The organism is Lysinibacillus sp. FJAT-14745, from assembly GCF_001275675.1.
GTDB lineage: Bacteria > Bacillota > Bacilli > Bacillales_A > Planococcaceae > Lysinibacillus.
Genome location: NZ_LITM01000011.1, coordinates 19,256 through 41,701 on the forward strand (window position 1 = coordinate 19,256; position 22,446 = coordinate 41,701).

The following is a 22,446-nucleotide window of genomic DNA, read 5'->3' on the forward strand; positions in this document are numbered from 1 at the left end:
TTTTCAAATCTTCTATTTATAAGCCAAGTGCTCTGTACATGAACGCCGTAAATTGTGCACGTGTTAAGTTTTCATTTGGTCTAAAATTACCGTTTTCATCACCTAGTGCAATGTTATGGTCTGCTAGAGCGGCAATATATCCACTCGCCCAGTGTGATGGGTCGACATCCTTGAACGTACTATTGCCTTCTGGCGTTAAGCCAAATGCAAGCACCATCATTTTTGCCATTTGGGCACGTGTTATAAAAGCGTTTGGTCGAAACGCCCCATCTGAACCATCCACGATACCCGCTCGTTGTAGTCGTGTGATTTGTTCATAATATACATGACTTTTAGGTACATCCAAAAATGATGCAGCTTCTCGAATTGGTGTTGGTTGTAATGCACGGTCAATCATAAGCACCACATGTTGACGTTGAGCCAAATCATTTGGTCGGAAAGTGCCGTCAGGATAACCTTTAATAATGCATCGACTAGCAACTTCTTTAATCATATCTTGTGCCCAGTTATGATCAATATCCTTGAAAGTAATGTCACAACCATTACTCTCCTGCATCCACCGAGCATATAACGTTAAGTCTTCTGTGACTTCATCTTTCTCAAAATCCCATGCTTTTGTGAATTCTTTAGTTTTATACCAACCGATAAATGTATAGCCTTCCTTCTTTGGATTAGAAGGGGCTTTCACCAAAGCTTTATACGCTACTGTTTGTGATGGGATTTTACTGCCTCCGTTTGAATCAAAAGTAACGATGTAGCTACCTTCTGACACATTATCCTTTGTCCATTTCGCATATAATGTTATGTCCGCTGTTACTTTATCTTTCGTAAAGTCCCATGCATTTTTAAACTCTGCATCCTTATACCAGCCATCAAATTGATAGCCTTCTTTCACTGGAATAGACGGGGCTTTCACGAGGTCGTTATAGCCAACCGTCTGTGACAGCACTTTACTTCCTCCATTAGAGTCAAAGATGACTTTATAGTTTGGCGAACCTCCGCCCGATCCTCCACCGGAACCTCCTCCAGATCCCCCACCCGACGTATGGTCTTTTGTCCATTTCGCATACAACGTAACATTTTTTGTCACTAAATCTTTTGCAAAATCCCATAGTACTGTCAATTCTTTGTCTTTATGCCAGCCATCAAATGTATAGCCTTCCTTCTTTGGAGCAGCTGGTGCTTTTACTAATTCACCATGTCCTACAGATTGGGATGGAACTTCGCTTCCTCCATTGGCATCAAAAGTAACGATATAGCTTACTTTCGACCACTTGGCGTATAGCGTGATATCTTTTGTTACTACATCTTGATTGAAATTCCATGCTTCCGTAAGCCCTTTATCTTTATACCAACCCGCAAATGTGTACCCTTCTTTTACCGGAGTAGATGGGGCTTTTACTAATTCACCAGACCCTACTGATTGGGGTGGTACTTTGCTTCCTCCATCGGCATCAAAAGTAACGATATAGCTTACTTTCAACCACTTGGCGTATAGCGTGATATCTTTTGTTACTACATCTTGATTGAAATTCCACGCTTCCATAAGCCCTTTATCTTTATACCAACCCGCAAATGTGTACCCTTCTTTTACTGGAGTAGATGGGGCTTTTACTAACTCTCCAGACCCTACTGATTGGGATGGAACTTTGCTTCCGCCATTGGCATCAAACGTGACTGTATAGCTTGTTTTCTTCCATTTAGCATATAGCGTGATATCTTTTTTCACTACATCTTGATCGAAATCCCATAATTCTTTCAGTTCTTTATCCTTATACCAACCTTCAAATGAGTAGCCTTCTTTCACTGGATTCGAAGGAGCTTCCATTGTTTCGTTATATGGTACCAGTATCGATGAAACTTCACTTCCTCCATTGGAATCAAAAGTGACAGCATAATGGCTCCACTTTGCATAAATTGTCATTGGTTGTACTACTGAGTAACTCCAATCTATTGTAAAATCCTCATCTTCAAACCAACCTAAAAACGTTCTTCCTTCCTTTTTTTGTGGATTGAATGGAGAGTTTTTTTCAGTCCATTGGAAATTATGTGAACCATTAAACGTTACAAAATCAAGACTGTTATTATAAAAAGCATTACTTTTAATCTCTGTAACGCTTTCTGGAATTTCTACACTTGTTATTGAATTTCCATTGAAAGCTGAATATCCTACCGATGTAACACCTGATGGAATCTCTACACTTGTTAACTTATTATTAGTAAATGCAAAATCCTTTATCGTTGTTACGCTCGATGGAATCTCTACGTTTGTTAATCGATTATCATAAAACGCGGCCGCCTCTATCGTCTTAACGCCATCTGGAATTTTTACACTTGTTAATTGATTATTATAAAATGCACTTTGCCCTATCGTTCGAACGTTCGGCGGAATATCCACATTCGTTAATTTATTACTAGAAAATGCAAGTTCCCCAATTGTTTTCACACTTGATGGAATCTTTACACTTGCTAGGCTCTTACCAGAAAATGCTCCATCCCCAATTTCTATAACGGGTTTGCCCCCAAGTTCATCAGGAATATTAATATAATCCTTTGCTATACCAAAATAATGCTTAACAATTGCAACGCCACCGCTAAGATCCTTCGTTATGAAGACATCTTCTGGCTTGGGTTTGTTTTCATCATCCTTTTGAATACTCTCATCCTCTAAATTTCTCGATTGTACAATATCATTTTCATTGTTACTTGTCGCGTGAGCAGATAGATTACCCAATGACAATTGAGAAAAGACTAAAAGGATAATCATTAAAAGTATGCTTGCTTTTTTCATTTAGAAATCTCCTTTCAAGCATTGATATTATAACAATGGTCTATCTTTAACCTTTGTTACAGTTATCAACACTAACAATCCCCACAAAAGCATGCAAATCAACTTTTTCTGGTTTTTGAACATATTTTGATAATCATTTTTATTGAAATTTAGCGCTAAGTTATGTATGTGCTTCTTATTCCACTTTCTTTTTCAATTGCAAAAGAAAAAGAATCTGCTCGTTCCTGTAGCTTGTAAGTTAAGCAAATTCCTTGTAGACATTACAAGGCATGCACTTACTAACTCAGAAAATGAGCAGATTCTATTTATTTAATATTTCGGCAGTCCTAAGCCTTTTTACCTCTCACTTAAGCTATAGCACTCGGTTTACTTTTTTGATTGTCATTACCGTTACCTTTATGCTGTGTTACATATTGAATAACAAACATAACAATAAAGATTGCTAATCCAGCCCAATCCGAGAATTTTTCTGGATAGATCAGAAGTAAACCAGCTGCAATCGCAATAATGCGTTCAAACCAAAGCATTTTGCGATACCAGTAACCGATTACTCCCGCTCCTATAGCTACCATTCCTGTAATGGCCGTGATTACTACCCATATAATTTCAGGTATAGTTGTATCAATCATTAGCAATGCCGGTGAAAATACAATCATATATGGAATAATAAACGCCGCAATCGCAAGCTTCGCTGAGTTTACACCTGTTTTAATCGGGTCTCCACCAGAGATTCCCGAAGCCGCAAAAGCAGCAAGTGCAACTGGCGGTGTTATATCGGCAATAATACCAAAGTAGAATACAAAGAAGTGTGCCGATAATAAAACGACAACTGGTACTAATTCCTGTGGTGTATTCGGTGATAATAATGCCACGATTGCAGGAGCAGCAATTGTTGACGTAATGACATAGTTTGCTGTTGTCGGAGCCCCCATCCCAAGAATTAAGGAAGCAATCATTACAAAAATCAGCGTTAATATAACGCTACCGCCCGCTAATTCTACTAAACTATTAGCTAAACTTAAGCCTAGACCTGTTTTTACAACTACACCTACGATAATACCCGCGCAAGCTGTTGCCGCTACTACACCAAGTGCTGTACGTGCACCTTCAACTAATGCATCAATAATATCCTTCGGTTTTAAGCGTGTTTCCTTATTAAACATAGCAACACCAATAGAAATAAGAATACCGTAAAGTGCAGCATGCATTACTGATGTACCTGTTAACATTAAAACGATGATAGAGATTATTGGCAATAAAAGGTAAATTTTCTTAAATACCTCTCGACGATTTGGCATTTGATCGTCACGCAAACCTTTTAAACCTACACGTTTTGCTTCGAAGTGAGTCATAATCCAAATACCTGTAAAATAAAGTAATGCAGGTATCGCCGCCGCCTTCGCAATATCCCAATACGTAATTCCGCGGCCGATAAACTCAACCATTAAAAACGCTGCCGCACCCATAATCGGAGGCATTAACTGCCCACCTGTAGATGCTGCTGCCTCAACGGCACCCGCGAACTCTTTACGGTACCCTAGCTTTTTCATCATTGGAATCGTATATGATCCAGATGTTACAACATTCGCTACTGAGCTTCCGGAAATCGTCCCTTGAAGTGCACTAGAAAATACTGCTACTTTTGCAGGACCACCAATTAATTTACCTGCAATAGCTACTGCTAAATCATTAAAGTATTGACCCACACCTGTTTTGACAAGGAATGCTCCAAAAAGTAAAAACACAAATATAAATGTGGCAGAAACACTAATCGGTGTTCCGAAAATCCCATCCGTCGTAAAATACATGAGATTAACAATACTCTCAAAATCTTGCCCTCTATGCGCCATAAAATCCGGGAAATACGGTCCGAAATAGGCATAAATTAAGAAACATATAGCAATGATTGTAATCGGTACACCTACTGCACGGCGAGCTGCTTCAAGCACCAACACGACAGCTATGAGACCTACAATAAAATCTGTTTGCGTAATGGTACCATTGCTATTAACAAGCTCTGTATAATTCATTGTCCAATATGAACCTACTACAATGGATAATACCGCTAAAATATAATCGAACCACGCTATTTTATTCTTTGCTGCTTTTTTTCGAGCAGGGAATAGTAAGAAAATTAGGGTCAAACCAAAACCTAAATGTATCGTACGCTGAATTTGCGCTGGGAATTGGCCGAAAATTGCTGTGTAAAGCTGAAACAATGAAAATGCTAGTAGTCCAAAGAAAATGACATGTTTCATAATGCCCGATATCGTTCGAACATTGGATTCGATATCATATTTCTCAAGTATCGCTTGTTGCTCTTCAGCTGATATTTGTTCGAATTCTTCTTTTTTTACTTCGTCGTTTGATTTATGCTGAGTTGTCATTTCATCCTTACTCCTTTCCATTGTTCATAAAGCGATAAACGCTTCACCTCAAATAAATAGGATTTTCCCCTTTTTAAGTCTTTTTTTAAATCGTATTCATAATTCTCGTAACCTAATACAAGATCTAAATCCAAATCGGCTATATAGATCGTAAAATTTTTAATGACTTCATTGTCAAACTGCAAAAAATATTTACCATTTCGTTCTGTTAATGTTTGATTTTTCTCTGCATAGCTTGGCATGCCAATTGCTAAGCTTTCATACTCCATCCCTAACATTTGAATACTTGTTCCATCTACACATTTATAATGTTCGAGTACATCTGTTTTATGGATAGAGTGAGTGTATCTAATTTCGAATGTATCCTCAGTTGTTAGTGGTATATAATGCACTACCGGATCATTTATACGTGTTTCCGTAAATGCGAATACCTTTTGAAGAGGAAGAAAAATGACCATACTAAAGCAAATACATAAAAAAGCTAAAACCATTATTAATGTTCTCTTTCGCACTACATCTGTTCCCCCACTTAAAAAGCTATTCGTACGGAAGAAAGAGACTCGAAGCTTTACGCAATCCGAGCCTCTTCGTATTTAAGAAAATAACTTTTTACTCGCTTTAAGCTATAGTTTGAGAAAATCTAAACACGAATGTTCTGTTATTTCTTTTCATCAAAGTATTTTTGAGCACCAGGGTGAACGTCAATGCTGATACCCTGTAAACCCGTCTTAGCTTTGATAAATGCCCCTTTAGCATGGGAAATTTTATCTGTGTTATCATAAATAGCTTTTGTTAATGAATAAACAACATCATCTGAGAGGTCTTTTTTCACCGCAAGCATTGCAAGCACTGAAACTGTTTCAGTATCTTTTGCAAGACCATACGTACCAGCTTTTACTGTGTCTTTTGCGTAGTAAGGATATTTAGCGATTAGCTCATCTGCTTTACCAGCATCTACACCGATAATATTTACTTTAGTTGTTGCATTTAATGCCTCAACAGCACCTGTTGGCGTACCCGCAGTAATAAACGCTGCATCGATTTGACCAGATTGAAGACCGTCAGCAGACTCACCAAAATCAAGGTTTTGTGCTTTGATATCATCCATTGTTAAACCGTGAATTTCAAGTAATTGTTCAGCATTTGCGTAAGTACCTGAACCTGGCGCACCTACAGAAACCTTTTTCCCTTTTAAATCAGCGTATGTTTTAATGCCTGATGCTTCAGTTGTTACTAATTGTACTGTTTCTGGATAAAGTGCACCTAGAGCAGCAATTGAATCGATTTTTTTGCCATCAAACATCTTTGTTCCTTCAGTGGCATAATAAGCAATATCTGATTGTACAAAGGCAATTTCACCTTTACCATCTTGCAAAGCAGTCATATTGGCAGCAGATGCTTGAGAAACTTCAGCAGTTGTTTTGATGCCTGTTTCTTTAGAAATTAAATCAGCAAACGTTCCACCCAATGCATAGTAAGTACCTTGCGTTCCACCTGTTAATAAGTTCAGATATTTAGGCTTTTCAGATGAGGCCGATTCTCCCTTATTCGAGTCCTTGGAACCTGCTCCACTATCCGAACCACATGCAGCTAAAATCAATAGCGCAAAGGCACTTAATAGCATTAATAGCCTGAATTGCTTTTTCTTCATAGTAACCTTCCCCCTTGGTTAAAAATAATAATCTATTTAAAATTATCAAACACAGTATAATAATGTCAATCTATTTATTGTAAATTCAGTCTTTTATAATTATACTATTTCTTTTAAATACCCATTGTTTCTTGATTTCATCAATAACTTCCTCGCACTAAATTTATCTACATTAAGCTATTAAATTCTTTTTCCAAGAAAACATTCTTAGTTGCTGCATGTATAAAAATTGCATATTTATTATCAAAACAACTTTTCACTTCTTCCTTTACAAGAAAAATGCTCATCATCATAGCGTGAGGTTGATTTCCGTTCCGACTGGGCGCTTCCAGCCTCCACTCCAATCAACTTATATAGCATTCTTTTTAACAAATATCCTCCACACTTTTAGTAATGAACCAAAATGATTGTCGATTTTTATCCCAAAAACAAAAATACTGTATCTAAAGTGATTTACTTCAGATACAGTCGATTCATTTTCCTTATTGAATAATGCCACAAGCCATTCTTGCACCAGAATTACCGGAAGGATCCGTTTTATAATCATCCTTAGATTCATGAATGATTAATGTAGTGCCACCATCACGTAACAACGAGTTAGCAGCATCTTTTTCTAAAGTTAGCCCTTCAGCTAAGAAATTTAGATCCACTTTACCATCTTCTCCAACTTCTAAATTCGGAAGATCCCCTAAATGATAGCCCTTAGGATTATCCTTCCCATGCTCTTTATGCGTTGGATTAAAATGCGGACCTGCTGATTCAAACGTTGGTGGTTCACACTTCCCAACTGAATGAACATGAATGCCGTGTGTTCCAGGTGGTAATCCTGAAAGTGCGAGTGTCACTTTAACCCCATTATCCTCTTCCTCAAAATATGCATTGCCATAGCTTTCATTATTTTTACCAATTACTTTCGCGGTTGCCGTTGGTCCTGAATTTGCGTTAACTGCCACTTTTTGCTCCTTCTTTTCAAAGAAACCACAACCACCGACAAATACTAATAAAGAAATAATTATTAAACTCATTTTTTTCATAAAAATACCTCCTCTATTCCTGATGTTTGCCAACATTCCTTCCACTTATGCAATTTCAATGAGAATTTTGCGAATTATTGGGCAAGGAGTAAATTTTGTAAACTTGGATTTTAATAGCCGTTGATTCTAAAAAAATGCAAAATAAAAGGATATCTCTAATTTAAAAGAGATATCCTTTTACTCGCATTAATTTAAAATTTTTACAGTTACATGTTTGACGCCCCATTGACGAGCTTGTCCCTCGGTAGGAATAAATACATCAATTTTATTACCTTTTATCGCTCCGCCAGTATCTGCTGCGATTGCTTCACCATAACCTTCAACCCAAACCCTGCTACCAAGGGGAATTACACGAGGGTCTACAGCAATTACCTTTAAGTTTGGATTAGATCTTATATCTGTTCCGTTCGCTGTAATCCCCGAACATCCTTCACAATACGCTGTATAGGCCGTTGCTCGCATTGTTAATGTTTTGCCCGTATTTGCTGGAGCACTCACTGCGTTTGCGCTTGATGTCGTTACTTTCTTTTTACTAGATGTCGTTGCTACCTTTTTAGTTTTACTTTCGGAAGTTTTAGGTTTTGCCGCCGATGCTTTGATAGCTAATGATTCACCTACATAAATCAGATCAGATGGAAGGTTATTCCATTCCTTTAATTCTTCCACTGATACACTATTTACGCTTGCAATTGAAAATAATGTATCTCCGGCCACAACAAAGTGTTGGTCTTTCATTGAATTATCCTTTTTCGATTCGCCTACATTTAAATCTTGCTCTGGATAAAACCATTTCGCGTCTGAGTCGGCAATTGGCTCATAATCTCCTAAAGATAAATTGTAAATTTTCGAGATTCCCCACAATACGTCGTATGGCTTAAAAGTGTGTTTTTCCTCAGCAGATGATGGACTGGCAAATAAACTTAATCCCAAGGTCAATGTTACAGCTAAAGCTAAAGCTTGTTTTTTCATATTTTGTAGCCTCCATATTTAATTATTTTGCAGTCTGCTGCTAGCACACTAGAGTTAGGCTCTTTTATGCAAGCAATGCTAGAGAATGCAATTAATAACTCAGGGCAACGGACCTGATAGTACGAATTATTTCTATAAAAACGGAAAAATATACAATATCAATAATATTTTTGGGAAATTGAGCAATTTTGCAGAAAGAACGTTGGTACTCTATTTGCAATTTTTATATGTTGGAAAATCAGTATTTTTATACGATAATATGGTAAAGGAGGAATATAGGATGGAAATTAATACAATAATGTCTTCTCAGATTATGGAGCTACAACAAACTGTACAAATGAGTGTTATGCAAAATGCGCTTAATTTAAATACTGCAGCCGCTATCGAATTATTAAAAGATCTGCCACAGCAGCAAGTGGCCATACATCCGAATAAAGGGGCAGTCATGGATATTTCAATTTAATTTTTAAAAATCAGGTTGATAAATATTGGAAAGTTGGTGCCCTTTTTGATTCGAGTGATAATAATGGATGATGAGCCATTAGCTCTTATAAACATGGAGAAAAAGTTAAAAGAATTTAATTCAATAGAGGTCATTAAATCTTTTACAACTGCAAAAGATTTGCTTGCAGAGGGGCCAAGCTTGGATTTTCAAGTAGCATTTTTAGACGTTGAAATGCCTGGCATGAACGGTTTAGAGATTGCACGACTATTAAAAGAATGGAACAAAAACATTTTTATCGTATTTGTCACTGCGTATCGGGACTACGCTGTCCAAGCATTTGAAATCCACTCCATTGACTATTTATTAAAACCTATTTCAAAAGCTCGTCTAGAGACAACTATTAATAGAATCCAAGAACTCCTTCACCTAGAAAATAAATCGACTCCTATACAAATAAATAAACCCACTCTTACGATACAATGCTTTGGAGGATTCGTTGTTTTACACAATGACAAAGCAATCCATTGGAGAACGCTTAAAACAAAAGAATTATTCGCCTTTCTTTTTTCCAATCTTAATCACCATGTACCTCGTGATACAATCATCGATGCTTTATGGGCAGATACAGAATTTAAAAAGGCAAGAGTTCAGTTACATACAACAGTTTCCTATTTACGCACTACACTTTCGGCACTGGGCTATTCAGAAGTCATACAGTATGCAAATGGCTGCTATATTTTGCAACTAGAGGATTTTCAATGTGATGCACATGACTTAGAACATAATTTAAATGGTAAAACGGAGACTGGAAAGATTGATGTAGAGAAAGCTGAGGCACTAATACAAAACTACCAAGGTGAATTTATGGCTTCATTAGATTATCCTTGGATTACTAGTAAAGCAAATTTTATGAATAATAAATTTACTCTTTTACTTCATGATTTAGTAGAGCATTATACAGCAATACATGATGTAAAAAAACGAGAGGAAATATTACTTTTAACGATAGAGCATTATCCATATTCCGATAAAACCATCCGTCAGCTAATAAAGCACTATACAGAAGTGGATAACCGAGCAAGTGCAGTAAAGGTTTTCAATTCCTTTAAAAGTACCTTGTTAGCGGATCTCGGTATTTTACCAGAGCAAGAAACAACTGAGCTATTTAATGCTATATCGGTTGAATAATTTTGCTCTATAAAAGGCATCGAGAAGATAACTCTCGATGCCTCTTATCTTTGTATTCATTTCACCAGTAATGAAAATCAACTGTCTTACCACCATAGCGTGAGGTTGATTTCCGTTCCGACTTATATACTAACATGCGTTTTGCAAAAATCATTTACGGTATTCATTCGAATCAACAGACCTTTATTTAAAGTTAATTGTAAAAGAAAAAATTTATTATTGAGTTTGGCTGATATTCATTTGATTAATTCTCCAGATAATTCTTCGACGACACAGATACAATTCCTCCCTGACTGCTTCACCTTATACAATGCCTGATTTGCAATTGTAATGATCTGATTTGCAATTGTAATGATCTGATTAGCTTTTTTAATATTTGTAGTAAATGTTGTAATGCCGGCAGACATTGTAACTGGCCTTCCACATGACGTATCTAACAAGGCCAGCTTAATGCGTACACTCTCCGCTAATTCTTCCCCACCATATCGAAAACATATTCTCTGTTGCTCAATGTTCTCCTGCATATGATTTGCGAAAGCTTTTAAAACTTCATCCCACTGTATGTCCATAGGTATCATTTATACTTTTAAAGTCATCTAAATCTATCAAAAGTATTGTATGTGGCACTTTATTGATGATTAACTCATTTAAAAATGTGCTTCGTAATACCAGCCATCTAATTCTTTCCGGTTAGTTCGAAAGTATCATTTTTATAATTTTCTTATTTCCATTTTCTAAATTTCATGGCATGGTAAATATAGTCCTTTTAATACAAGAAGAAAATTTCGGAGGTTCTTATGTCACTGTTGAAAAAAGCGACTATACGACATTCACTTTTTATTATTTTAATTTTTATTGTGCTTACTACATTTCGTTTACTTTGGCTAACATGCTTTCTCCCTTCAAGTGATCAGCCGATTGCCCGGGAAGGTATATTTGATATACGGGATCAGCAGCTATCTGACGAAGAAGTTCTTAATTTAGATGGTGAATGGCTTTACTATCCCGGATCATTAATAGATCCCTTAAACATGAATACCCAATCATTAGAACAAACTACCCGAACGATTCCCATGCGAGATTCAGAGGCAACGACAGAACGATATGGTACATACCATGTAAAAATCTTACTCAATCATAATGCTCCTAAAGATAATCGTTATGCCATTCGGATTCCCGCAGTGTCAACTGCTTCAACATTATATATTAATGGGAAGTTGGCTGGACAGTCAGGAAAAGTCGCTACTGATTCAACTAGTCATAAAGGGCAAGCCGCTCCTTATACTGTTTATTTTACGAATGAGCAGCCTGAAATTGACTTAATTTTACATGTATCGAATTTTAATACACCCGCAAGTCCTATCATTGATAAAAGAGTACTATTTAGCTCTGCATCAGCTATGGCACATCACGAAATAATGACCGATCTATCTCTTACTACCATTTCAGTAATGCTCGTATTGTTCGCACTTTTTAGTATTCTTGTGTTCCTATTCATCTATCGAAAGCCAATTGTATTACTTTTCACAGTAGGTTTTCTTTTACCTTTAGCAGATGAATTAATTACATATGATCGATCCATACTTGATTGGTTTCATCTTGATTATGTATGGTCGTTTAAATTATCTTCTGTCATTTATCTCTGCGCTGCTTTTTTCTTTGTTCAATTTATGCGTATTTTACTAGTCAAATATCGTAATGCAAAATGCTTTCAGTGGATCTTTGCTATCTATGGCGTTGGAGCATTATTAACTGTCGCTTTACCGATTGATTTGTTATACACAATAAATTTTCTTTTCTTTATACTTTATGGCGTTTCATTTTTATTTGTAGTAGCACTCGCTTTAAGAGAATATCTTGAAAATCAGAAACAAAGCTCTGCTTTTATTGCACTGACGGCTCTCGCTTCAACGAATGGAATTATATGGGGATTTATTAAATCCATTTATATCTTTGATATACCCGTTTATCCATTCGATTATTTATTTGTCATGCTCGGTTTTTCGGGTTATTGGTTTAAACGCTTTTTTGAAAACAAAGAGCAAATTAATCAATTGATTGCTAAATTACAAAAAGACGATGAATTAAAAGATGAATTTTTATCCAGTAGTTCACAAAAACTATGGGATCCCATGAATAAAATGATTACGTTAGGACAGACCATTTATGATAATCCAAATAATAAGCTTGCAGCTGATGATAAACAAAACTTAAAGCTTTTAATTGATATTGGGAGAAGCATGTCCTTCACATTAAATGACATACTTGATTTTACTCGTTTAAAGGAAGGTAATTTACATCTCAATAAAAAAAATGTAAGCATTCAAGGTGTAGTTTATGGTGTTTTCGACATGTTACGCTTTATAACAAGCGGAAAACAAATCCAAATGAATTCTACCATTTCTAGAACATTTCCTAATGTAATGGTCGATGAAAATCGATTGATTCAAATTCTTTTTAATTTTTTATACAATGCCATTAAATATACAAGTGCTTGTTCTATAGAAATCAGTGCCCATATGGAAAATAATCTGGCTGTAATCCATATTCGTGACACTGGATTAGGTATGGACGATGACATTCAAAGTCGGCTATTTTCCCCTTACGAACAAGGAAGTGACAACTACGACGGGATCGGTATCGGGTTATTAATTTCAAAGAAGCTCATCGAATTGCATGGAGGAACTTTGCAAATACATTCCATTCCTAACAAAGGATCAGATATCTATTTCACATTACCATTAGCAGAGGAAAGTCTAAGTAAGGAGCAATCCTATATAGAGCAAGAGGACATATTTTCCCCCGTTGAAGAAAATACGTTATCAAACATAGTGGAAAAACAATTTAAAATTTTAATGGTCGATGATGATTCTGTAAACTTAACAATTATGCGTAGCTTATTTACAACACCAGAATATGCTGTTACTACTGTTACTAGCAGTGAAAAGGCATTAGAAATATTACAGCAAGAGGAGTGGGATTTAGTTATTATCGATGCGATGCTACCTTATATTTCTGGCTATACATTAATTGAAATTATTCGAGAGCATTACTCATTACTTGAATTACCTATCTTATTGCTAACAGCACGGAATTATCCCGAGGATGTTTATACCGGCTTTGTTCGTGGAGCAAATGATTATGTTACGAAGCCCATTAATTCTCTAGAGCTAAAAGTAAGAAGTAGAGCCTTAATCGATTTAAAATATAGCATCAATCAACAACTACATTTGGAAACGGCTTGGCTTCAAGCTCAAATACAGCCACATTTTTTATTTAATACATTAAACACTATCGCATCACTTAGTACGATTGATTCCGATCGAATGATTGACTTAATGCATCACTTTGGTGAATATCTACACGCAAGCTTTGATGTGCGGAATCTACAACGAGTAGTACCACTTAAGGATGAACTAGAGCTAGTGCGCTCGTATCTCTATATTGAACAGCAACGCTTTGGAGAATTGTTAAACATCGAATGGGATATTGATGACAATATAAACATTGAAATTCCCCCTATCTCCTTACAAACTATTGTAGAAAATGCGATTCAGCATGGTGTATTAAAACAGGAAGAAGGCGGAACAGTTTGTATCTGTATTAAGGATTTTTCAGATTATGTAGCAATAAGTGTTATAGATAATGGCGTTGGGATAGGTCCAAGTAAATTAGATGAGCTACAATCAGGTAGTTATTCAACAAGCTCTGGTGTAGGTATACGTAATACTGATTTACGTCTTAAGAGGATTTATGGACAGAGATTGCACATTAAAAGTACACTAAATGAAGGAACAAATATCACCTTCCATATTCCTAAAACATGAGTTGATGGTGGCTCTTTTTCTATAATTTCAAGTTACAATTACTATATTCAATGAGGAATATTAATGGTAATGATGAGCTGTTTTATATTTTATTCGCAAAAGCTATTTCAAACGTTTGCTTAGTCTTTAATAAAAAAATTCGCACCCTTTTGTGGAGTGCGAATTTTTTTATTAGAGAAATCCTTTTTACCAAAGCACAGGCTTCGCTACCATTAGCCATAACATAATTAGCAATAATAAAATGTACATCCATGCTTTGCGATGTAACAATGAAGCAAATTTTTGCTGGTCATAAGCAGGTGTATTAAATGTCTGTAAAGTCGGTTTGAACGCTCTCGCCAAAAAAACAATGGAGGCAAGCAACACAAGAAATGTAAGAACAATCCACGAGGTACTCCAATGATAGCCCACATGCCACATTAATAAAATATCGGATGCAACAAGAACATGTCCCGAATGCTTGACGATTGTAATAGCTCCTTTAAAAGCCTCAATATATGGTGACATCTCAACATGGGATGCTGTACGCATTTTCTTAACAATTGGTAAAACTACAAACAATGGCCCAATCGAAAGGATGGCACTTAAAATATGTATATAAAGAAGAAGTGTATAAATTGAAATCATGGTGCATGCCCTCCTTTTAATCAGTTCCCCTCATTATAGCACTCAACAAAACGTGCTTTATCGGCAATTGTGAATCATTTGTAAACGCAAATTGAATCATTGTAAAGTTGTTTGAAATTTGCACAAAGAGGGTATGGATTATAGTAACATGCACATATAGACCAAAAAGGAGTGATTTTTATAGGAATTCATCAATTTTTTACAAGTCTTAATGATCTAGAACGTATTATTCGTTGCCCTGGACGCTTCAAATTTGAAGAGCACAATGTGGCTGCTCACTCTTGGAAGGTATCACAGTATGCCATGTTCTTTGCCACACTTGAAGAAATGAATGGAGCTACGGTAAATTGGAAATCGTTATATGAAAAAACCATCAACCACGACTTTGCCGAAGTGTTTATTGGCGATATTAAAACTCCGGTAAAGCATGCGAGCCCAGAACTTAAACAAATGCTTGCACATGTGGAAGAAAAAATGATGGAGAAATTTATTATTGATGAGATCCCACAAGAGTTTCAGGCCGTCTTCTTTGAGCGCATGAAAGAAGGTAAAGACAATACTGTAGAAGGTCGCCTACTTGAGTTTGCTGATAAACTTGACCAATTTTATGAAGCCTTTGCCGAGTTAAAACGTGGAAACACAGACAAAGAATTTGTGCATATGTATCAATCAGCCCTTTCCAAGATTTTAACTATTCCTCTTGAAGCGTCGGTTCACTATTTCCGTACTGAGATTCTGAAGGATGCAGTGAAGGAAAAAACACATATTGATATTCAAGCTTTGACCAATGAAGTATTAACATCAAATTAATAAGGTGCATGTATAAGTTTTCCGAATGAATTAACTCACGGAAGGCTTTTTTTATTTTCCTAAAAAAGTCGTATAATGGAAGGAGACCGATTGGAGGGAAGCTTTTGTCACAAGAATGTTCAATTGTAGAGGATTTATTACCTTTGTATAAAAAACAAGCTCTCCAAACAACTACTGTAGAGTATATCGAACAACATTTAGCTAATTGTGAGCATTGTCGGCAGCTCGCTACTTCAAAGCAATCACTAGGCTATCATTTATTAATGAAAAGAACGATAACATTTTTCCATCTTGTTTTTATCGTACTATCCTTTATGTTTGCCATTAACTCTTCCTTACTAGGCAATCAAACAAGCTTTGCTATATCTTACGCAATTTTTGGCTGTCTTACTTATTTCTTTTACAAAAATATTTGGATTGTTTTTGCTATCAGCTCTGTACCTGTTTTCGTCTGGGCAATTATTAACAATATTAACAATTCACTCTATGTCTCCCACTACTCCTTATCGGAAATCGGTACACTGTTGATTGGAGCTAGCTACATAGCCCTTTTACATACTATTTTTGCACTATTTGGGGCTGGTCTTGCTATTTTATTTCGTAGGTTTACAAAATAATGTTCCAGAAGGAAGTTGTCTCAAGTTATCTGAGCCAACTTCCAATATCCAAATAAAAAAAAGAGTCGATTTTGATAGCCTTCCAATTTGGAACGCTTCATTTTACGACTCTTTTTACAGTAATTATGCTTTTTTAACGAACTCAGACTTTAATTTCATTGCACCAAAGCCATCGATTTTACAATCAATATTGTGATCGCCTTCAACGAGACGAATGCTTTTCACCTTTGTCCCAATTTTTAATGTTGAAGAACTACCCTTAACCTTTAAATCCTTAATAACTGTAACAGAATCGCCGTCCGCAAGTAGATTGCCATGAGCATCTTTTACGATTAGCGTATCTGCCTCTTGCTCCGTTCCATCAGTGCTCCACTCATGCGCACATTCTGGACATACAAAGTTCGTTCCATCCTCATATGTGTATTCAGAATTACATTTCGGACAATTTGGATAAGCTGCCATTTCCGCTTCCTCCCTTTACTTTTTTGCTAGGCAAACCCTATATATATTCTCCTATCTTACATACTTCGCCCTATTAAGTAAAGGTTGTTCGTATTTTTCGTTCGTATTTGTGAAAAATGTATGAATCTGTTTCAAGCTTTCGGAGATATTCTATTCTGGAAATGTACGAATTGGGACACTTGCCCATTGACTTTTTTGTACAAACCATCTTACTTGCAAGTTTGTTTAACATGCCTTATTATATCCTTAAAGGCTGCATTGTTCGTACAATATTAAGTTTTAACCTTTAAGCTGTAAAAGGGAGTTTTATTATTGGAGTTGGAATGACGGGCCTCACACCATGGTGCATGAGGATAAGCAGGAAAGCTTCTGCGAACACCCACTTTGAGGAGTGGTGGTTTAAAACTTTCTATAATAACTACGGCATACGCGGCTTTTTAATTTAATCATACAGCCACAAGGCTTTGAAGCATTTCTCTCATAGTGAAAACTATGGGGGATTTTTTGTTTGGGCAATAACTTTGGGAGAAATAAGTTTTCTAACGTTTTCATTCTTTGGTTTAGATCTAATCACGATATTTATATTAATTCCATTATTTACAGAAGAAAAAGCATATCCATTACGAATACGCATTTACATTTTACATATTATTTAATTTCATCATTAAGTAATCCTTGCATTGCAATTATACGATGCTCACCTAATATTATTTGCCTCTTTTACCTCTCAACTCTAACATTTCTTTTCTAAATGCTACATCTTCTTCAGGAGAACTCAGAGTATATAATCGATTTGTTTATGATTGTTATCAGCAAACTCACCGATAAAGAAGGTTATAAGATCTACCTAATAAACAGCAATGAATAATGAGATGGTCAACTATGGTTGGCACTTTTTTCAAGTAGAGAAAAACGTAAAAGAATGATAGACTTTAGAATGGAAATGTAGTTAATTATTACTACACAAAAGGAAGGTGATTGATAAATATGCAACAAAAAACTTCAGAAAAAAGCTATATAGCAATGATTTTACTATGTTTCTTTTTAGGTAGTCTAGGAATACATCGCTTCTACGCAGGTAAAATAGGTACTGGTATTTTAATGATTATAACTTTGGGTGGACTAGGTATCTGGACATTGATCGATTTTATTATGATTATTATCGGCAAATTCAAAGATAAAGAAGGAATGGAAATAAAACCTTCTTAACTATTATGAATAAAGCGTTGGTTAACTGCGGTTAGCTGGCGCTTTTTTTAATGGAGAAATGTTGTTTAATAAATCGGAGTGCTGAAAAAAACTGCACCCCAAGAGATATATCTATCAATTAGAGTGCAGTCAACTGCTTCTTTTTTATAAATTAAATAACCATACCAACAATTGTAGCGGTTAAAATACTAACAAGTGTTGCTCCGTACAACAACTTTAAACCAAAACGAGCAACTACATCCGCTTGTCTTTCATTCAAACCTTTTACTGCACCGGCAATAATACCGATCGATGAAAAGTTTGCAAAGGATACAACAAATACAGAAATAATACCTAGTGTATGTGCACTCATAGACTTAGCTACTTCTCCAAGGCTTGCCATTGCAACAAATTCATTCGTTACTAATTTGGTTGCCATAATTCCTCCGGCAGGAACAGCATCTGCCCATGGTACACCCATTAGGAAAGCTATTGGTGCAAAGATATAACCTAAAATGTCTTGGAAGGATATACCGAAAATCATATCAAATAGTGAATTGATTAAATCCATTAATGCTACGAAACCGATAAGCATAGCTCCAACAATAACGGCTACTTTAAATCCATCCAAAATATATTCTCCAAGCATTTGAAAGAACGTTTGCTTGTGTTCATCTTCAATCGTTAAGATATCTTCACTTTCTTCTACGCTATACGGATTAATGATTGAAGCAATAATAAATCCACCAAACAAGTTCAATGCAATCGCCGTTACAACATATTTTGGTTCAATCATTGTCATATATGCTCCAACAACTGACATAGAAACGGTCGACATTGCTGATGCGCATAATGTATACATTCGCTGTGGAGTAATCTTATCTAATTGTTTTTTTACAGTAATGAATACTTCTGATTGGCCTACCAGTGCAGAGGCAACAGCATTATATGATTCCAATTTCCCCATGCCACTTACTTTACTTAAAAATAAACCTATCCATTTCATGAAGAAAGGAAGAATTTTGAAATACTGCAGGATCCCTATTAATGAAGATATAAAGATAATCGGTAATAATACACCTAGAAAGAAGGAAAATTCTCCTTTATTCAGTACACCTCCAAAAACAAATGATACGCCCGTATTTGCGTAAGACAATAAATGATCAAATACATTTGTTATTCCTTTGATTAGAATATAACCAAATTTTGTATTTAGTAGTAATATTGCCAATAGAAATTGGATAATTAACATAATAACTATGTTTTTATATTTTATTTCTTTCTTGTTTTTACTCATTAACAGAGCTAAACCAAAAACAAGTAGCAATCCACAAAAGGATATTAAGTATTTCATAAGTTCCTCCATAAATATAAATGATAAATTTTGCGCGTTCGATATCCGAAACTACAAATCCTTCTTTCACTCATTATGTTCCATTATTGAAACTTGAATAAAAGATCTTAAAACTGAAAATATGTAGATAGTCAGACGTCAGACAAATCACTTCACTATACATTGTTTTCACTAGCAATTCAATAGTTAAAAGAAAAAAACTATGCCAGAAAGTAAACGATTACAAAATCATCGTTTTAAAAAAAGACCATCATAAATGATGGCCTCAACTTACTACAAGTTTTTGTAAACTTTATTCAAATTATACTGATTGATAAGGAAAAATTGCTGTCCATAAATACCTTCAATAAGTGACCTACGAAATCTTTTTATGATAACTCAATATAAAAGGATTTAGGTATTAGCATTTCAATTTCTTTATAAAATTTAATGCTTGTTGGGTAGATTCAATAAGTGATACATCTTCTTTAAGTTCCCTTAGCTTTAATGCTTCTTTAAAGCATTTTTCTGCTTCAGCTATTTCCCCTATTTCTAATAAACACTTTCCTTTATGTTGTATGGCAAAGTCCAAATATAACAAATGATTGTTTGTCTTACATTTATCTAAAACTTCGTTGAAGACTTCTAATGCTTTCATTGGGCCATCGTTATACTTAATTGCCTCTCCTAGGCGTATTAAGGACACGATTTCTCGATTGCTATTGTTCTGATTGCTAGCAATAGTAACGCATTTAGTTAAAATTTTAACGGCTTTTTGTGGTTCTCCGTAAATTCTATATAAGTTCCCTAGCGTTCCCATTAGAAAATATTTTTCATCTTCATTCGTTAGATTTTCCAGTAAATTTTCAGCAATGTCTATAATTTCTTTTAATCTAAAAGGATTAGAAGTTTTTTCACGAAGATACTCATTGCTATCAAAAAAAATTATTTCACTTATTGTCACAAGACAATTTCTAAACTCTGAAAAATTCATTTTTCCGACGCCTCCGATTAATAAAAAATTAGAGAAATTGTGTACGTTAGATTTTGATTTTATGACGTACTGAAACAGTAACTAATATCGGTTATCTGTTTTTTATTATATACTTTTACCAAAATCAAACTTAAAATGTAAATATAAGTTACATTACCAAAAATCACAGATAATACGCCGTTTTTAGAAGTTGATTAGAGTAGAGGCTCATCGGACGCGCCTAGTCGGAACGGAAATCAACCACACGTTATGGTGATTAACAAAACTGAAGTTATCGTAACATTTTGACACGCGATTAAATATAAGAATCAGTTAGGAGTATTTTAAATGACTATAAAGAAGAGTATGTTGTTTTTTCTATCACCGCTATTTCTTTTAGCTTCTTGTAGTGATGATGCTCAAGTTATTAAAAATGATGAGAAAATGTATGCATCGTCAATTCAACAAAAGGAAATATATGAAATTAAACAACCTGCAAAATCTAATGTTTCAAGAGGGTTGATACTTAGGAATATGAACAATTCATTAAACGTCAGTGAAATTGAAAAAGGATTAATGGATTTATCAGTCAATCACTTTCCTACAAAGAAGTTTTATATGCAGGAAGGTCAATATTTAGATGGTAAAATTATAAATAAGTGGTTAGATAGGAAATCAAAAGAAGGTTTTGGTTTAAACCCACCTATAGAAAAAAGTACTGGAGATGTTTTAGAGGATGAAAAAAATAGTCCTAAAATATTATCTCATGTCTTAGAACAAAATTTTGTTAACAAAGAAAACGGAAAAGTAGAAGGAATGTCTTTAGCCATATCCTTAAATGAATTTTATGACATTAGAGTACATGACGATAAAGGTTTAACTTATACAGATCAAGTTAAAGTCGATACGAACGAAGATAATGTTAACGACGTAGAAAATTACGGTAAGGAAATAGCCGGAACTATAATAGAAAACATAAGAAATAATAATAAAATACCTAATGTCCCTATTTATTTAACTTTATATCAAGAATCCGATAAAAACGATATAATTCCAGGAATATTTTTAGCTCAAACATTTATTCCTGAAGGAGAGGGTAAAATAGATAAATGGACTGGTATAGATATAAAAAATTATACATTCCCTTCAGATTCACTTTATAGTTTAGACAAAGATACTTATAGTAAATTATTAATTTTCAAAGAAGATATTCAAGAAGGCTTTAAACATTTAAATCCTAAAATAGTTGGTAAACTTCGATATGAAAATGGGAATTTAACTGAATTAAAAATAGATGTTAATGTGCCTTTAATAAATGATACCGAATTGATTGGCCTTTTACAGTTGACTAGTACTAAATTGAATACTATTTTATTTGATTATATTCCAATTTCTATTCGTATTATAGATCAAAACCAAGATGTTGGGATTGTCCTCTGGGATCCAACTGAAAAACAGATTTATGTAACTCCATTATAATTTAACTTATATCCTTCCTTCTTTTTGTATAATTCGCCTCCATTTTGCGCATATATGGTAGTAACAAAGGAGGTTATTACATTGAAAAAATTATTTTATCTGTTTTTACTAGCTACACTACTATTATCCGCTTGCGGGAAAAATACCGCTCCAAAGGAAGTTGCCGTCGATCAAAATACTTCCGTTAAAGATATAGTAGGAGCAATTGTTAAAAATAAATTCACTGTTGAAGAAAAGAATGGTATCGTATCAATCTCCATACAAGATACAGATGTGAAAAAAGGTATGAAAAGTCAAATGCTGAAGGATTCCACTAAAATATTTGCAGAGCTATCTAAGCTAAAAAGTGTTAAAACTCCAGCTATTACTTGGTATGCCCCGTTAACGAAACCTAATGGGAATAAATCTATGACAGAGCTTTTGAATATTTACTTTAGTGAGGAAGATTTTAGAAAGGCTAATTGGGCAAACTATACCCAGCTAGATATTGAATCCATTGCTACTCATTATCATCAAAGTGCTGCTTTAGGACAATAGAACATCTCAATAACGATACCCCTCCGCGTATAACGAAGGGGCATCTTTTTTTATTTACTCAAACTTCGCACCAATATAAATCGGCTTAATCATTGAGCTTGTTTGGTTCTTTACAATTTCAATAGGAT

The 22,446-nt window shown here is 35.0% G+C and carries 20 protein-coding genes and 1 other RNA gene; 9 read left to right on the forward strand and 12 right to left on the reverse strand.

The genetic code is table 11. The features are described from left to right. Nucleotides 1–16: 16 nt before the first annotated feature. The 6 genes from AMS59_RS18525 to AMS59_RS18550 form a co-directional block, all read right to left on the reverse strand. Entirely contained in the window at nucleotides 17–2,791 is a 2,775-nt protein-coding gene (locus AMS59_RS18525; protein WP_053485221.1) for an InlB B-repeat-containing protein, read from the reverse strand. Nucleotides 2,792–3,138: 347 nt separating this feature from the next. Continuing rightward, on the reverse strand, nucleotides 3,139–5,178 hold the full coding sequence (locus AMS59_RS18530; RefSeq protein ID WP_053485222.1) for a TRAP transporter permease: 2,040 nt from the start codon (nucleotides 5,176–5,178) through the stop codon (nucleotides 3,139–3,141). Further along, a complete protein-coding gene (locus tag AMS59_RS18535) occupies nucleotides 5,175–5,690 on the reverse strand; it encodes a DUF1850 domain-containing protein (RefSeq protein ID WP_234007847.1) in 516 nt (171 codons plus the stop codon). The genes AMS59_RS18530 and AMS59_RS18535 overlap by 4 nt, the downstream gene beginning before the upstream one ends. A gap of 146 nt (nucleotides 5,691–5,836) precedes the next feature. Continuing rightward, nucleotides 5,837–6,829, reverse strand: coding sequence for a TAXI family TRAP transporter solute-binding subunit (locus tag AMS59_RS18540; protein WP_053485224.1), 993 nt, complete (start codon nucleotides 6,827–6,829; stop codon nucleotides 5,837–5,839). A 482-nt stretch (nucleotides 6,830–7,311) separates the two neighbouring features. After that, nucleotides 7,312–7,863 carry a superoxide dismutase family protein gene (locus tag AMS59_RS18545; RefSeq protein WP_053485225.1) on the reverse strand — a complete coding sequence of 184 codons (552 nt, stop codon included), beginning with the start codon at nucleotides 7,861–7,863 and terminating at the stop codon, nucleotides 7,312–7,314. 186 nt (nucleotides 7,864–8,049) lie between these two features. Next, nucleotides 8,050–8,832 carry a LysM peptidoglycan-binding and 3D domain-containing protein gene (locus tag AMS59_RS18550; protein ID WP_053485226.1) on the reverse strand — a complete coding sequence of 261 codons (783 nt, stop codon included), beginning with the start codon at nucleotides 8,830–8,832 and terminating at the stop codon, nucleotides 8,050–8,052. Nucleotides 8,833–9,112: 280 nt separating this feature from the next. Between AMS59_RS18550 and AMS59_RS18555 the strand changes: the two genes are divergently transcribed. Then, nucleotides 9,113–9,295 carry a hypothetical protein gene (locus AMS59_RS18555; RefSeq protein ID WP_053485227.1) on the forward strand — a complete coding sequence of 61 codons (183 nt, stop codon included), beginning with the start codon at nucleotides 9,113–9,115 and terminating at the stop codon, nucleotides 9,293–9,295. A gap of 54 nt (nucleotides 9,296–9,349) precedes the next feature. Continuing rightward, nucleotides 9,350–10,465 carry a response regulator gene (locus tag AMS59_RS18560; protein WP_234007851.1) on the forward strand — a complete coding sequence of 372 codons (1,116 nt, stop codon included), beginning with the start codon at nucleotides 9,350–9,352 and terminating at the stop codon, nucleotides 10,463–10,465. 236 nt (nucleotides 10,466–10,701) lie between these two features. Here AMS59_RS18560 and AMS59_RS18565 read toward each other — a convergent pair whose 3' ends face one another. Beyond that, nucleotides 10,702–11,034 carry a hypothetical protein gene (locus AMS59_RS18565; protein WP_234007848.1) on the reverse strand — a complete coding sequence of 111 codons (333 nt, stop codon included), beginning with the start codon at nucleotides 11,032–11,034 and terminating at the stop codon, nucleotides 10,702–10,704. Further along, the gene (locus AMS59_RS26435; protein WP_234007852.1) at nucleotides 11,015–11,092 is read right to left on the reverse strand and encodes a diguanylate cyclase domain-containing protein; all 78 of its coding nucleotides are present in this window, start codon (nucleotides 11,090–11,092) and stop codon (nucleotides 11,015–11,017) included. Before AMS59_RS26435 ends, AMS59_RS18565 begins: the two co-directional genes overlap by 20 nt. A gap of 170 nt (nucleotides 11,093–11,262) precedes the next feature. On the opposite strand from AMS59_RS26435, the gene AMS59_RS18570 reads away from it, so the two are divergent. Then, the gene (locus AMS59_RS18570) at nucleotides 11,263–14,292 is read left to right on the forward strand and encodes an ATP-binding protein (protein ID WP_053485230.1); all 3,030 of its coding nucleotides are present in this window, start codon (nucleotides 11,263–11,265) and stop codon (nucleotides 14,290–14,292) included. Nucleotides 14,293–14,478: 186 nt separating this feature from the next. Here AMS59_RS18570 and AMS59_RS18575 read toward each other — a convergent pair whose 3' ends face one another. Next, on the reverse strand, nucleotides 14,479–14,919 hold the full coding sequence (locus tag AMS59_RS18575; RefSeq protein ID WP_053485231.1) for a hypothetical protein: 441 nt from the start codon (nucleotides 14,917–14,919) through the stop codon (nucleotides 14,479–14,481). A gap of 171 nt (nucleotides 14,920–15,090) precedes the next feature. Between AMS59_RS18575 and AMS59_RS18580 the strand changes: the two genes are divergently transcribed. Both AMS59_RS18580 and AMS59_RS18585 read left to right on the forward strand, forming a co-directional pair. Continuing rightward, nucleotides 15,091–15,729 (forward strand): YfbR-like 5'-deoxynucleotidase, encoded by a 639-nt coding sequence (locus tag AMS59_RS18580; RefSeq protein ID WP_082337577.1) that lies wholly within the window; start codon nucleotides 15,091–15,093, stop codon nucleotides 15,727–15,729. A gap of 104 nt (nucleotides 15,730–15,833) precedes the next feature. Then, the gene (locus AMS59_RS18585) at nucleotides 15,834–16,346 is read left to right on the forward strand and encodes a zf-HC2 domain-containing protein (protein ID WP_053485232.1); all 513 of its coding nucleotides are present in this window, start codon (nucleotides 15,834–15,836) and stop codon (nucleotides 16,344–16,346) included. Between the two features lie 123 nt (nucleotides 16,347–16,469). Here the strand turns inward: AMS59_RS18585 and AMS59_RS18590 are convergent, their stop codons facing one another. Beyond that, on the reverse strand, nucleotides 16,470–16,808 hold the full coding sequence (locus AMS59_RS18590; protein ID WP_053485233.1) for a zinc ribbon domain-containing protein YjdM: 339 nt from the start codon (nucleotides 16,806–16,808) through the stop codon (nucleotides 16,470–16,472). A 247-nt stretch (nucleotides 16,809–17,055) separates the two neighbouring features. On the opposite strand from AMS59_RS18590, the gene ssrS reads away from it, so the two are divergent. Both ssrS and AMS59_RS18595 read left to right on the forward strand, forming a co-directional pair. Next, nucleotides 17,056–17,248, forward strand: a non-coding RNA gene (ssrS, locus tag AMS59_RS24475) — 6S RNA. Nucleotides 17,249–17,795: 547 nt separating this feature from the next. Then, complete coding sequence (locus tag AMS59_RS18595; protein ID WP_053485234.1) at nucleotides 17,796–18,017, forward strand: TM2 domain-containing protein; 222 nt, start codon at nucleotides 17,796–17,798, stop codon at nucleotides 18,015–18,017. A gap of 151 nt (nucleotides 18,018–18,168) precedes the next feature. Here AMS59_RS18595 and AMS59_RS18600 read toward each other — a convergent pair whose 3' ends face one another. Together AMS59_RS18600 and AMS59_RS18605 are read right to left on the reverse strand one after the other, a co-directional pair. Further along, nucleotides 18,169–19,350, reverse strand: coding sequence for a NupC/NupG family nucleoside CNT transporter (locus tag AMS59_RS18600; RefSeq protein ID WP_053485235.1), 1,182 nt, complete (start codon nucleotides 19,348–19,350; stop codon nucleotides 18,169–18,171). A 400-nt stretch (nucleotides 19,351–19,750) separates the two neighbouring features. Continuing rightward, nucleotides 19,751–20,323 carry a tetratricopeptide repeat protein gene (locus tag AMS59_RS18605; RefSeq protein WP_053485236.1) on the reverse strand — a complete coding sequence of 191 codons (573 nt, stop codon included), beginning with the start codon at nucleotides 20,321–20,323 and terminating at the stop codon, nucleotides 19,751–19,753. A 327-nt stretch (nucleotides 20,324–20,650) separates the two neighbouring features. On the opposite strand from AMS59_RS18605, the gene AMS59_RS18610 reads away from it, so the two are divergent. Both AMS59_RS18610 and AMS59_RS18615 read left to right on the forward strand, forming a co-directional pair. Continuing rightward, on the forward strand, nucleotides 20,651–21,781 hold the full coding sequence (locus AMS59_RS18610; protein ID WP_053485237.1) for a CamS family sex pheromone protein: 1,131 nt from the start codon (nucleotides 20,651–20,653) through the stop codon (nucleotides 21,779–21,781). 81 nt (nucleotides 21,782–21,862) lie between these two features. After that, nucleotides 21,863–22,318, forward strand: a complete 456-nt coding sequence (locus tag AMS59_RS18615; RefSeq protein ID WP_053485238.1) for a hypothetical protein — start codon at nucleotides 21,863–21,865, stop codon at nucleotides 22,316–22,318. The last annotated feature ends 128 nt before the right edge of the window (nucleotides 22,319–22,446 follow it).